Here is a 13145-nt window from a genome sequence, read left to right as displayed (position 1 = left end):
CGTTCCAGCGCCCGCGCGCTGCCGACGCCGTCGCTGCTGGCATAGAGCCACAGCGCCAGCAAAAGCCGTGGCGAAATCGGTGGATGGCCTGGCCGGTGCTCACGCGCCTTGATCCGATCTTCGAGCGTGCTCAGATCCAGTCCCTCGACATAGTTCCAAATGACCCGCACCGCATGATCCTGGCCGATCAAGCTGTCGATATCGACGGCACGCAACTCGATCTGATCGCGCACCGGCTCACGCATGCGCGCCGCTCCGCGTCCCACCTGAGCACTTCGCCGCGCTCCATGCACCGGCAATCCTTCGAACAGGTCGTCGCCCACCATCATCCCCCAAGCAAATCAACGACCCAACAGAATCACAATCCAATCGCCTCCGCTACCAAACATTCACAGGCTCTCAGGATGAGACTCTCTTGAGCGTTGGCGTGCATCCTCCGACTGTCGCTATTGCGGGCGCGGCATCCACTAACGCCCCTCATGCTGAGGTGCGCAGCCCGTGAGGGCGGAGCCTCGAAGCATGCGCCGCAGCGTTGCTTCTTGCAGGCACTGAGCGTTGGCACGCCTGCCTCGTCCTTCGAGACACTCTCAAACGGAGACGATTCATCTCGAACGTTGTCTATGATTCCGCAGCGGATGCTCTCTACACCCCAAGCAGGCAGACCATCGAAATCTCCGTGTTTGGGATGTCTCGGACATGCTCTTCGTCTGACCGGGTTTCGGCCGGTCAGACGTTTAGCCACGATACGGCGGCGCTATTGCAGCGTGCGCGTCTGGATCTGCTCTATGGCCGGCTGAGAGGCGGAGGCGGGCACGGCGCTGCCTTCCAGGCCGGTCGCCACGACCGAGACGCGGAACCTGCCGTCAAGGCTGCGGTCGAAGATCGCGCCGACGACGATATCGGCGTCGTCCTGTACTTCGTCGCGAATGCGGCTTGCCGCTTCGTCGACTTCGAACAGAGTCATATCCGAGCCGCCGGAGATCGAGATCAGCACGCCCCTGGCGCCCTTCATCGAGATATCGTCGAGAAGCGGGTTGGCAATGGCCGCCTCCGCCGCCTTCATCGCGCGGCTTTCACCCGAGGCTTCGCCAGTGCCCATCATGGCGCGGCCCATGCCGCGCATGACCGACTTCACATCGGCAAAATCGAGATTGATCAGGCCTTCCTTGACAATCAGGTCGGTGATGCAGCCAACGCCGGCATAGAGCACGCGGTCGGCCGTCATAAAGGCATCGGCGAAAGTGGTTTTCGCATCGGCGATGCGGAAGAGGTTCTGGTTGGGGATAACGATGACCGTATCGGCCGCCTGGCGAAGCGCCTCGATGCCGATTTCCGCCATTCTCATGCGGCGGTTGCCTTCGAAGGTAAAGGGTTTGGTGACGACGCCGACCGTCAGGATGCCGGCGGCACGCGCGGCCCGCGCGATGACGGGTGCAGCGCCCGTGCCCGTTCCGCCGCCCATGCCGGCGGTAACGAAGCACATGTGCGAGCCGGCCAGGTGATCCATGATCTCGTCGATCGATTCCTCAGCCGCCGCATGGCCTACCTCCGGCAGGGAGCCGGCGCCGAGGCCCTCGGTCACATTGGCGCCGAGCTGGATGCGGCGCGAGGCCTTGGAGGTGGCGAGCACCTGAGCGTCCGTGTTTGCGGCGACGAATTCGACGCCTGCCAGGTTTTCCGCGATCATATTGTTGATCGCATTGCCACCACCACCGCCGACGCCGATCACAGTAATGTGCGGCCGCAGTCCCGAAATGCCGCCCTTGGCGTCCGTCATCGCGCTCTCCTTTGATGCTTCGTTCACGCCACGCCCTCGTTGCGGATAGCGAATCGGCGGACAGGATAGCCGCCCAACAAGGCGGAGGCGAGGCGAAAGACGTTTCGGGGCGCGACACCTGTGATCGCCGCCCTCGTCGGGATCCTGGGTCGGGATGCTGGCCATGGCCTTGCTGATTTCGTTCACGAGCCGACGGGGCATGAACCAAAGCCGCGCTGCGGTGTTTACTGACGTGCTTCTCAATTCCGGGAAAGGAACTTCCCATGCAAAGACTTCTCCTCTCAGGCCTTGCTCTTGCAGCCCTGGCCGGCACTGCCTTCGCCCAGCAACCGCCGGCTCCGCCATCGGCCGAGACTCCGCCCGCAGCGGCCGACCCAGCCTCGCCACCATCGCCGCCTCCGCCACCGAACCCGCCAGCTCCCGGTAATGACGACCGGATGACGGGCGAGCCGGATGCTCGGCCAGGAGATCGCCCCGATGACCGGTGGCATGGATCGAGGGGCGATATGGGTTTCCGTGAGGACAGGGGTTTCCGCGGCGACAGGGGCTTCCGTGGTTTCCGCGGTCATCGCCTGCCGCCGCCGTCCAAGGCCGCCCATTTCCGGATCGAAGACGGGGACACCCGGATTGATCTGAAATGCGCCGAGGACGAACCGATGAAGGCCTGTGCCGATCTGCTGCTCCAGGTCATGGACCGTCTTCAAGGCCAGGACTGACCTTGAACATCCCGGCATGCCCGGATGCTGGACGATGATGCGACCGCCCGGCGTTTGCCCGCGGGCGGCGTCGCCTCCTGCGGCAGCATTGACGACGAGCCGATTTGCCTTTAGCTGTGACGCCATGAAAATCGCAATGGCTTTGGCAGTGGTGATCGGGCGCATGGGCAGGATGGTGTAACCATCCGGCGAAAGCACCCATGCGCGGTAAGCAGGCTCCTGACGGGGCCTTTTTTTATGCCCTGAATCCGGGCGCGGCCTCGTCGGACTTTCCAGACATCGTCACACTGATCAAGGAACGGAACCATGAGATCCCGTCATTCCATCGACACCCCGCGCCCGCAGATGACCGGCGCGGAAATCGTTCTCCAGGCGCTGAGAGACAATGGCGTCACGCATATATTCGGCTATCCCGGCGCTGCCGTGCTGCCGATCTACGACGAGCTTTTCCAGCAGCAAGACATCCGCCACATTCTGGTTCGCCATGAACAGGGAGCCGGTCATGCCGCCGAGGGATATGCCCGCTCGACGGGCAAGGTCGGCGTCATGCTGGTGACCTCCGGCCCCGGCGTCACCAATGCGATCACGCCTCTTCAGAATGCCTTGATGGATTCCGTGCCGCTCGTCTGCCTGGCCGGCCAGGTCCCGACGACGCTGATCGGGTCCGATGCGTTTCAGGAATGCGATACCGTCGGCATCACCCGAGCCTGCACGAAACACAATCGGCTGGTCGGCGACGTCAACGACCTCGCGGCTGTTATCCACGAGGCCTTTCGCATCGCCGGGTCAGGCCGGCCCGGGCCTGTTCTGGTCGACATGCCAAAGGACGTGCTGTTTGCGAGCGGCCGTTACATGCCGCCTGAGGCTGTCGCGCCGAGACCGAGCTACCAGCCGGACGGCTGCTGCGCCATTGGCGAGATCGAGGCTGCGATCGCTCTGATGGCGACGGCACGCAGGCCGGTTATCTGCGTGGGCGGCGGCGTCATCAATTCCGGCCCGGAAGCGGTAAAACGGCTGCGCGAGCTCACCGATCTCACCGGCTTTCCCCTCACGTCGACGCTGATGGGGCTCGGCGCCTATCCTGCCTCCAGCCCGAACTGGCTGAAGATGGCGGGGCTTCACGGCTCCCATGAGGCCAACATGGCGATTCAGGACTGCGACCTCATGCTCTGCATCGGGGCGCGCTTCGACGGCGGGCTTGCCGCCAGCGTCGATGGTTTCTCACCGCATTCCCAGAAGATTCAGATCGATATCGATTCTGCCTCGCTCAACAAGGCCTTGCGCGCCGATATCGGTATCCGGGGCGATGCGGGGGGCGTGCTTGCCGAGCTCGTTCGTCTCTGGCGGGCGCTGCCGCGGGCGCCGGACCGGGCGAGATTGGCCGCGTGGTGGCGCATGATTGCGGGCTGGCGGGCACGGCGATCGTTTTCCTATGCGATGCGCGAGGACGTCATCATGCCGCAATATGCCATCGAGCGGCTTTACGAGCTGACGAAGGATCGGGATACTTACATCACGACGGAGGTCGGCCGGCATCAGATCTGGGCGGCGCAGCATTACGACTTCGAGCAGCCGAACCGCTGGATCATATCAGGCGGCTTGGGGACGATGGGATACGGGCTGCCCGCCGCCCTCGGCGTGCAGATCGCCAATCCCGGCAGCCTCGTTATCGATATAGCCGGCGACGCCTCGGTGCAGATGACCATGAAGGAAATGTCGGCCGCCGTGCAGCACAACGCGCCGATCAAGATCTTCATTCTCAACGGCGGCGATGAGGGAACGGCTCGGCAGCGGCAGCACGCAAACCCGGATTTCGTGAAACTTGCGGAAGCCTATGGCGGACACGGTATTCGCTGCAAGTGGCCGGCCGAACTCGATGATGCAATCCTGGAGATGATCGCGGTGGACAGGCCTGTTCTGTTCGACTGCTTTGTTGCCGACAGCGCCCACTGGCATGACGCACCGTGGCACAGCGATCAGCTCTCATGCTGAGATGCGCAGGCCAAGGCCGTAGCCTCGAAGGAGGAGGGCAGGTGGCTCGGCGCTTATGACCACATCCATCGCCAGATGAACCGCCAGTGGCCACCCTCGTCCTTCGAGGCCCCTTCGGGGCACCTCAGGATGAGGGGGGAGGGAGGTCGCGCTTGTCTCATCGAGAGGTTCTGCGAGGCCACACGGCTACACTCTGCATGGGGCCCGGTTAGCTGCGGCCCGCTAAACCGCTCAGCAATCGTAAGGTATACATCGACCGCCGGAAGCGGCCGTATCAAGCAGGCCGGCTTGCGCCTTCAGCCGTCATTCCGGCGTCAATGCGATCTCGCTCAATATCTCCACAGGCGGAAACCGGACACAATCCGCGGCATCGAAATTTACCGAGAATTGGATCCGGTTTTTGTTCGCCCAGTCGATCGCGGCCTCTGATTTCGGCTTCGGCACTTTTGCGGCGATGGTGCAGTGAGGCACCCAGCTGCCGGGCCGATAGTGCACATGACAGTATGCGGGATCGATCTCTTGGTGCAATGCCGCGTGCAGAAGGAAAAGCGTGTCGTCCACGATCGGCCGCGCCCATAAGACGAGAAACTCGTTCTCGAAATAACCGATACCCGAAAAGTTCACGGTCACGGTCGACCGCGTGCAGAAAACGCTCTCAAGCGCCTTGGCCAACCGATCGGATGCAAGTTCTTGATAGACGGCGAGGGTGAGATGCGGAGGATAGTTCAAAGCACGCATTGAAGCCGTCTCTTCGAGTGCCGCGGCTTCATCCCAGAGCTTGAAAACCGGGGAGGCAGTCTCGTTCAGACATTTGAGGCTGATCCCATAAGGCATTCGCGAGCGGTGTCCGGTCCATCCGCCTGAAATCTAAGCTGATATCGTGCCGATGTCGAGCCGCGGGAATGGATCACACGGGCAGGGCAGAGCCTCGAAGGGCACGGCGCAACGCTGTTCCTTGCATCAATCTTTGCCGCTATGCTGAGCGCCCGCCTCGTCCTTCGAGGCCCTGCGGGGCACCTCAGGATGAGGCTCTCTTGGGTGTTGGCGCCGGCTGCGGCGAGGGGCGGGATGCTCAGCTTTTACCGACTAGGTGAATGCCATTGATGCGATGTCTGACGGCCCTCTCGCTCTATTCCCGCGCCATCGCCCGCCAGGCGGCCGGCGGGGTGGCGAAGGCGCGGGAGAAGGCGCGGTTGAAGGCGGCTTCGGTGGCGTAGCCGGCGTCATCGGCGATCGCTGCGATTGGTCGGCCAGAGGAGGCGAGCGCGACACTTGCAAGATAGAGCCGCCAGTCCCTGATATAGCGGATCGGTGAGGTCGAGAGTATCGACTGGAAGCGATCGGCGAGCGCGCTGCGCGACAGGCCGGCGGCGGCGGCCAGGTGTTCCAGCGACCAGTCGCGTCTGGGCTCGTCGTGAATAAGGGAGAGACAGCGCGACAGCGCCGGGTCGGCGAGCGCTGCCAGCCAGCCGACCGATCGCGGTTCGGCCATCATGATCTGATGGCGCAGAATTTCGATGAAGATGATTTCGGTCAGCCGCGGCAGCATCGAGACGCCGCCGGCGCGCGGCCGATCGACCTCGTCGACCATCTGGCGGATGGTGGCGCGCAGCCAGTCGCCATCATTGGCGGCTCGGGTCCTGACATGGATCAGCCTGGGCAACGCCTGGCGCAGCGGCGCAAAGCTGAGCCCCTCCCACTGCAGATAGCCGCAGAGCAGCCGTACCCCCTGCACCGCCTCGCCATAACGAAGCACGGGGATTTCGCGCCACGGCTTTTGCGGCAGGTCGCGGGTCGGCAGCACCAGCATGCCGTCGCTTCCGGCGCCGAGTTGATGCCCGGTGCCAAAGGGAAAGACCAGCACGTCGCCCGTCTCGAGATCGGTCGCTTCACCTTCGGTTTTCAGCCAGCAATTGCCGGCGACGACAATGTGAAACGGCATCGTGCCCGAGGCCTTCGCCGAAAGGCCTGCCAGCGACGGTGCAGCGTCGGTCTGCCAGTCGCCAGTCGGCATGAAGCAGAACTGCAGCGATCCGGACAGGCGGATCGTCGACAGCAGCGCCGACAGCACGTCGTCGCGCGCGACACCCGCCGCGTCTGGATTTTCGGACAAGGCTTCACGCATTCCGGCCAAATACGCGCCCCGCGCATCCTCCTATGGTGAACAGGTCACTGCAACAGGGAGAATACTATGCAAACGCCAAGCGACAAACTGGTCGTGCTCGTCACCAAGGGGATCGAATCCGAACTATCCTCCGTCGCCTTCACAATTGCCAATGGCGGCATCACCGCCGGGCTGAAGGTCTCGGTGTTCCTCACCAGCACCGGGATCGACCTTGTGCGCAAGGGCGGTCAGCGCATGACGCATATACCGCCGCTCGATCCGCTGTCGACGCTTATCGAGAATTTCCAGCAGCGCGGCGGCACGATCTGGGCTTGCCCGCCCTGCGTCACCGCACGCGGTTATACGCAGGAAGACATGCTCGACGGCGTCGTTATCGTCGGCGCCAGCGCCATGCATGCCGAGATCAAACAGGGCGCAGCGACGCTATCGTTTTAACGGGCTGCACTCGCCGGGCGAGGATCGTCTTGCGTCTGTATTTGCCGGCCCGCGGCAGGCGCGAAGAAGTGTGTAGCGACTATTCTTGCGCTCGGCGATATAGTCGTGAGATTGTATCGATATACGTGCGATGCTGCATGATGCAGGCGGCGCGGGGGCTTCGATGATATCCGTGAGGGTCAATGAACTGATATCGGTGGCGGGGCAGCCCGATGCCGCCGGCTTTGCCGCATTTGCGGCAGGCGGCTTTGCCGGCGTCATCAACGCCCGGCCGGATGGCGAGGAGCCGGGGCAGCCCGGCAATGCGGCGGAAAAGGCGTCCGCCGCCGCCGCGGGGCTCGACTACAGCTTCGTGCCGGTGAAAGGGGCCGAGATCACCGAGGCCGATATCCGCGCCTTCCAGACGGCGATGACGCAGGTGAAGGGGCCGGTCGTCGCTCATTGCAAGAGCGGCACGCGGGCGCTGACGCTCTATGTGCTGGGAGAGGTGCTCGACGGGCGGATGCCGCCGGGGGATGTCGAGGCCTTCGGTCAAAACCTCGGCTTCGATCTTGCCGGCGCGCGCCGCTGGCTGGAAAAGCGGGCAGGGCAGGCGGCTGAGGTGAAGGCCTTCTTCGAGCCGCGCACTTGCAGTGTGCAATATGTCGTCGCCGACCCGGTGACGAAACGTTGCGCCATCATCGACCCGGTGCGCGATTTCGACGAGATGGCGGGCGCGACCGGAACGACCAATGCCGACGCCATCCTTGCTCATATCGACAGCGAAGGGTTGACGGTCGAGTGGATCCTCGACACGCATCCGCATGCCGATCATTTCTCCGCCGCGTACTATCTCAAAGGAAAGACCGGCGCGCCGACGGCGATCGGCGCCCATGTCACCGACGTGCAGGTGCTCTGGAAGGAAATCTACAACTGGCCGGCACTCGAAACCGACGGTTCGCAATGGGACCGGCTGTTTACCGATGGCGACACGTTCGAGATTGGCGGGCTCAAAGCCCGTGTGATGTTCTCGCCCGGCCATACCCTTGCCTCGGTGACGTATGTGATCGGTGACGCCGCCTTCGTGCATGACACCGTGTTCACGCCGGATTCGGGCACGGCGCGCACCGATTTTCCCGGCGGCAGCGCCAGTGCCCTCTGGCACTCGATCCAGGCCATCCTGTCGCTGCCCGAGGAGACCCGGCTCTTTTCTGGCCACGACTATCAGCCCGGCGGCCGTCACCCGCGCTGGGAAAGCACGATAGCCGCCCAGAAAAGCGGTAATCCGCATATATCAGGCATCGACGAGGCCGGCTTCGTGGCGCTACGCCAGGCGCGCGACCGCACGCTGCCGAAACCGAAGCTGATGCTGCACGCGCTGCAGGTGAATATTCGGGGAGGCAGATTGCCGGAGCCGGAGGGAAATGGGCGGCGGTATCTGAAGATCCCGCTGGATGCCTTGTAGGAACGCAGGGAGCAGCGTTGCGGCGCGTGCTTCGAGGCTTCGCCCTCGCGGGCTGCGCGCCTCAGCATGAGGGAGGTCGGAGGGTGCCGCACCCACGACGGCGGGAACGGGAGGATCTTGTGTCGACGCTCAAGAGAGCCTCATCTTGAGGTGCGGAAGCCGAAGGCTGAAGCCTCGAAAGACGAGGCGGGTGCTCCATTCGCAGAGCGGGATGCGTTTTTGGCAAGGAGCAGCGTTGCGGCGCGCTTCGAGGCTTCGCCCTTTCGGGCTGCGCAGCTCAGCGTGAGGGAGGTTGCTGGATGCCGCGCCCACGACAGTGGGAATGGGAGGATGCTTAAGAGAGCCCCATCCTGGGGGTGAGGATGCTGGCATTATACCGGCAACAGCGCTCCGACGGTCCGTATCCATTTTTCGCTCACCCAACCCCAATCCTCCGCAATAATCATTGACGTCGTGCTGGCAGGCGACGTAACTGGGGGCGACGGTTCCCTGAAGATGACTCCAAGGGGATTAATAGGGAACACGGTGAGGACGACCCAGTAAGGGACCGAGACCGTGGCTGCCCCCGCAACTGTAAGCGGATTGTCGATCATCTCAGGTGTGGCCAGCGATTGGTCATTTCTGAAGGGCTTATGGCCCGACCACTGCGAGATATCGCGGGAAGGCGGATGAACGACTTATATCCGCAAGCCAGGAGACCTGCCGTCAATCACGATCCAATCAACCGGGCGGGGATGCCCGGACAAGGAACAGACATGATTGACCTTCTGAACCTTCGCCGAATTTCGGCATGCATCCGTCTCGATTGGGCCTCCTGCGGTTAGCACACGTATCAGCGTGCGTTCGGCCGCGCGTGCGGCATAACCGTGCCTTTTCCTTCAATCGAGGTTTTCATGCGCCAGATTCTCGCCACCATGACATTTGCCTTCGGGCTGATCGGCCTTGCGGCACCGAGCCTTGCCGCCACCCAATATCCTTTGACCATCGCCAATTGCGGTGAGCAGGTGACCTTCCAGAAGGCGCCGTCGAAGATCGTTTCGATCGGCCAGGGCATGACCGAAATTCTTTTCTCGCTCGGCCTTGCCGACAAGATCGCCGGCACGGCCGTCTGGGTCGGTCCCGTGCTGCCGCAATATGCCGAGGCCAACAGCAGGATAAAGCGTCTCGCCGACAATGATCCGAGCTTCGAATCCGTCGTCGGGCAGGAGCCAGACCTGGTGGCGGCCGAGTTCGAATGGCATGTCGGTGCGCAGGGCTCGGTCGGCAAGCGGGAGCAGTTCCAGGATCTCGGGATCAACACCTATCTTTCGCCGGCCGATTGCGTCGCCAAGGTCAACACCGATGGCGGCGACGGCGTGCGTGGGGAGTTGTTCACGATGGAGCTGATCTATCGCGAAATCGCCGAACTCTCTGAAATTTTCGACGTGACGGCGCGCGGCGATGCGCTGATCGCTGAATTGAAGACGCGCGAGGCCGATGCCGTCGCCTCGATAGCGGGCGCATCGGGCAAGAACCTGCCCGTCGTCTTCTGGTTCTCCAGCAAGGAGGTCAATGGCGACGCCTTCATCGCCGGCAAGAACAGTGCTCCGGCCTATATACTGAAGACGATCGGCGCGAAAAACGTCGTCACCACCGAGGAGGAATGGCCGCTGGTCGGCTGGGAAACCATCGCGCAGGCGAACCCCGCCGTCATCGTGCTCGCGACCATGGATCGGCGCCGCTACGCCGCCGACGATCCCAAGGTGAAGATCGATTTCCTCGAGAACGATCCTGTCACCAAAGAACTGGATGCGGTCAAGAACAGGCACTTCGTGATGATGGATGCGCAATCGATGAACCCGACGATCCGCACGATCGACGGCATCGAGACATTGGCGGAGGGCATCAAGTCCTTCGGCCTGTCGCAGTGAAGGCAATGTCGGCCGGGCGGCAGGGATGGTGGGCGCTTGGCGCGCTCACCATTGCTGCCTTCCTCCTTCTCGGATTGATGATCAGCCTTGCCGTTTCCATCGGTGAGATCGCGATCCCGCTGGCGACGACGGCGGAGGCGGTCTCCAACCGGTTGTTCGGCACGCAGTTCGAACTCAGCCGCATTCACCAGGGTATCGTCTGGGATTATCGGCTGAGCCGGGCCCTCGTCGCGGCCAGCGCCGGCGCGTCGCTCTCGCTCTGCGGCGCCGTGCTGCAGGCGCTGCTGCGCAATCCGCTGGCCGAACCCTATGTGCTCGGCATCTCCGCCGGCGCTTCGACGGGAGCGGTCTGCGTGATGATCCTCGGCTTCGGCTACGGTGTTCTCGGCCTGTCGAGCGGCGCCTTCATCGGCGCGGTCGTCGCCTTTCTGCTGGTCGGCTTCCTGGCGACGGGGGCAGGGGGAACCGGCGAGCGCATCATCCTGTGCGGCGTCGCCGGCTCGCAGCTCTTCAATGCGCTGACTTCTTATATGGTGACGACCTCGGCCAATGCCGAGCAGGCGCGCGGCATCCTGTTCTGGCTTCTGGGTTCTCTCAGCGGCGTGCGCTGGCCGGATGTCTATCTCTCGGTGCCGATCGCGCTTGCCGGCTTCGTCATCTGCATGGCCCATGTCCGGGCGCTCGACGCCTTCGCCTTCGGCACGGATGCCGCGGCCTCGCTCGGCATTGCCGTGCGCCGCGTCCAGATCCTGCTGTTCGGCCTGACGGCGGCGATGACGGCAAGTGTCGTCAGCATGGTCGGCTCGATCGGCTTCGTCGGCCTGGTCATTCCGCATGCCGCCCGGTTTCTCGTCGGGCCGGGCCATCGGCGGCTGCTGCCAGCAACAGCACTGGTCGGCGCGATCTACATGGTCGGCGCCGATATCGTCTCGCGCATCATCATCCCGCAGCAAGTCCTGCCGATCGGCGTCGTCACGGCGCTCTTCGGCGCGCCGGCCTTCGCCGTCATCCTCTATCGCGTGCGGAGGAGCGCATGAGCATTACGATCGACGCGGTGAGTTTTGCCGCCGGCGACACGGTCATCGTCAACGGCGTCAGCTTGACGGTGGCAAAGGGCAAGGTGCTCGGCCTGCTCGGACCGAACGGCTCCGGCAAATCGAGCCTGCTGCGGCTGATCTGCCGGCTGCGCAAGGTCCGCAGCGGCGTCATCCGGCTGGGCGAAGACGATATCGCTTCGCTGTCGCGTGCCGCCCTTGCACGGCGCATCGCCTTCGTCGAGCAGCAGTCGACGACCGAGACGCAGCTGACTGCGCGCGACGTGGTGCGGCTCGGCCGCACGCCGCATCGCGGGCTGCTGTCGCCCTGGGGCGCGGAGGACGATGCCGCCGTCGACGAGGCCTTGTTACGGGTCGACATGCGGGAGCGGGCGGGCCAGCTCTGGCAGACACTGTCCGGCGGCGAGCGCCAGCGTGTCCATATTGCGCGGTCGCTGGCGCAGGCGCCGGGCGAGCTGCTGCTCGACGAGCCGACCAATCATCTCGATATCCAGCACCAGCTCGACATTCTCCGGCTGATCTCGAAGCTCGGCATCACCTGCATCGTCGCGCTGCACGACCTCAACCTGGCGGCAATGTTCTGCGATAGTCTGGCGGTGCTTCAGAAGGGCGAGGTCGTCGCCGCGGGCGCGCCGGAGGAGGTGCTGACAGAGGATATGATCGGCAGGGTTTTCGGCGTTCGCGCCCATGTCCAGAAATCGGCCGTGCATGGGCGGCACCACATCCAATATGTCCTGGATTGAGGAATGGCCTTTTTCCTGGACTGGCGTATGATTTCCGAGGGCGCTTGCGCCCGGTCGAACGGAGTTTCGAGATGCTCGAACGAAATCAGTTTCCCCTGCGCCCCGTCGTCCCCGGCTTCGCTGTCGCCTGGGTTGCCATCATTTCAGGCGCGAGCGTCGCTCTCAGCCTGATTTTTGCCTGCGTTACGCCCTTCGTGGCCTTGGCGGCGGTATCGGCGGTCATTCTTCCCCGGCAGATGGCGGTGACGGCTGTTTTGCTGGCCTGGCTCGCCAACCAGATGGTCGGATATATCCTGCTCGGCTATCCCCAGACTTGGGACAGCCATGCCTGGGGGCTGGCGATCGGTCTTGCGGCGTTCGCCTCCCTGGCGGCAGCGCTCGGAGTGCTTCGTTTTGCGGCCGGCCTGACCGTCACCGCGGCCGGCGCCTTCCTGGCCGGCTTCGTTGCCTACGAAGGCGTGCTCTTTGCCGCAACGGCGGTGCTTCCGTCAGGCGAGGGCGCATTTTCGGCGTCGGTCGTGGCGAATGTCCTGCTGATCAATTCTCTGGCCGCGATCGGTCTTGTCTGCCTTCACGCCGGCGCGGCAGCCGGCCGTGCGCTCGTTGCAAGCCAGCCGGGACCGGCGTTGCCTTAGGCTGCGCAATTTCGGGCGATCGGCGCGAGTACGAATCCAAATTAAGGCGTCGCTGGAAGCCTCGAAGGCCCAAGAGAGCCTCATCCTGAGGCGCCCCGAAGGGGCCTCGAAGGGCGAGGCGGGTGCGCCGACGCAAGGAGCAGCGCTGCGGCGTGTCCTTCGAGGCTTCGCCCTGCGGGTTACGCGCCTCAGAGCTTGTGAAGCTTTTGAATCTGGCGCGTTTTTGGCCGATCTTGGCTGGCCGATGCAGTCGAGCGTCAGGCGATTGCGCGCTGCGTTCGGATGGTCGCGTGTTGGTGTCTGGGTGGTGACA

General features: G+C 63.7%; 11 protein-coding genes, 1 pseudogene and 1 riboswitch. Of the genes and pseudogenes, 8 read left to right on the top strand and 4 right to left on the bottom strand.

What is annotated here, in order from left to right; translation table 11 throughout:
- Together ATY75_RS29330 and ftsZ are read right to left on the bottom strand one after the other, a co-directional pair.
- Positions 1-329, bottom strand: a pseudogene (locus tag ATY75_RS29330) (IS5/IS1182 family transposase); the annotation flags it as partial.
- Between the two features lie 425 nt (positions 330-754).
- On the bottom strand, positions 755-1777 hold the full coding sequence (ftsZ, locus tag ATY75_RS29325; RefSeq protein WP_065092412.1) for a cell division protein FtsZ: 1023 nt from the start codon (positions 1775-1777) through the stop codon (positions 755-757).
- Between the two features lie 263 nt (positions 1778-2040).
- Here ftsZ and ATY75_RS35340 point away from each other — a divergent pair, with 263 nt between their 5' ends.
- Positions 2041-2493: a hypothetical protein gene (locus ATY75_RS35340; RefSeq protein WP_088940176.1), complete on the top strand. Its 453-nt coding sequence runs from the start codon at positions 2041-2043 to the stop codon at positions 2491-2493.
- Positions 2494-2838: 345 nt separating this feature from the next.
- Positions 2839-4485, top strand: coding sequence for a biosynthetic-type acetolactate synthase large subunit (gene ilvB, locus ATY75_RS29310; protein ID WP_190241449.1), 1647 nt, complete (start codon positions 2839-2841; stop codon positions 4483-4485).
- Positions 4486-4788: 303 nt separating this feature from the next.
- Here ilvB and ATY75_RS29305 read toward each other — a convergent pair whose 3' ends face one another.
- Both ATY75_RS29305 and ATY75_RS29300 read right to left on the bottom strand, forming a co-directional pair.
- Positions 4789-5319, bottom strand: coding sequence for a 2'-5' RNA ligase family protein (locus tag ATY75_RS29305; protein ID WP_088940174.1), 531 nt, complete (start codon positions 5317-5319; stop codon positions 4789-4791).
- Between the two features lie 295 nt (positions 5320-5614).
- On the bottom strand, positions 5615-6610 hold the full coding sequence (locus ATY75_RS29300) for an AraC family transcriptional regulator (protein WP_088940173.1): 996 nt from the start codon (positions 6608-6610) through the stop codon (positions 5615-5617).
- 66 nt (positions 6611-6676) lie between these two features.
- Here ATY75_RS29300 and ATY75_RS29295 point away from each other — a divergent pair, with 66 nt between their 5' ends.
- The 6 genes from ATY75_RS29295 to ATY75_RS29270 all read left to right on the top strand — a co-directional run bounded on the left by ATY75_RS29295 (position 6677) and on the right by ATY75_RS29270 (position 12832).
- Positions 6677-7045, top strand: coding sequence for a DsrE family protein (locus ATY75_RS29295; protein ID WP_064839197.1), 369 nt, complete (start codon positions 6677-6679; stop codon positions 7043-7045).
- Between the two features lie 163 nt (positions 7046-7208).
- Complete coding sequence (blh, locus tag ATY75_RS29290) at positions 7209-8489, top strand: bifunctional sulfur transferase/dioxygenase Blh (RefSeq protein WP_088940177.1); 1281 nt, start codon at positions 7209-7211, stop codon at positions 8487-8489.
- Between the two features lie 465 nt (positions 8490-8954).
- Positions 8955-9211: riboswitch (cobalamin riboswitch) on the top strand.
- A gap of 171 nt (positions 9212-9382) precedes the next feature.
- The gene (locus ATY75_RS29285; protein ID WP_088940172.1) at positions 9383-10399 is read left to right on the top strand and encodes an ABC transporter substrate-binding protein; all 1017 of its coding nucleotides are present in this window, start codon (positions 9383-9385) and stop codon (positions 10397-10399) included.
- Positions 10400-10404: 5 nt separating this feature from the next.
- Positions 10405-11436: an iron ABC transporter permease gene (locus ATY75_RS29280; protein WP_190241448.1), complete on the top strand. Its 1032-nt coding sequence runs from the start codon at positions 10405-10407 to the stop codon at positions 11434-11436.
- Positions 11433-12197, top strand: a complete 765-nt coding sequence (locus ATY75_RS29275; RefSeq protein WP_065092406.1) for an ABC transporter ATP-binding protein — start codon at positions 11433-11435, stop codon at positions 12195-12197. Before ATY75_RS29280 ends, ATY75_RS29275 begins: the two co-directional genes overlap by 4 nt.
- A 71-nt stretch (positions 12198-12268) precedes the next feature.
- Positions 12269-12832, top strand: a complete 564-nt coding sequence (locus ATY75_RS29270) for a hypothetical protein (protein WP_088940170.1) — start codon at positions 12269-12271, stop codon at positions 12830-12832.
- Positions 12833-13145 lie beyond the last annotated feature (313 nt).

This window comes from Rhizobium sp. N122 (genome assembly GCF_002211295.1).
In the GTDB taxonomy this organism is placed as follows: domain Bacteria; phylum Pseudomonadota; class Alphaproteobacteria; order Rhizobiales; family Rhizobiaceae; genus Rhizobium.
The sequence above is the reverse complement of the archived record's forward strand: the minus strand, read 5'-3'. Positions and strand labels throughout refer to the sequence as shown.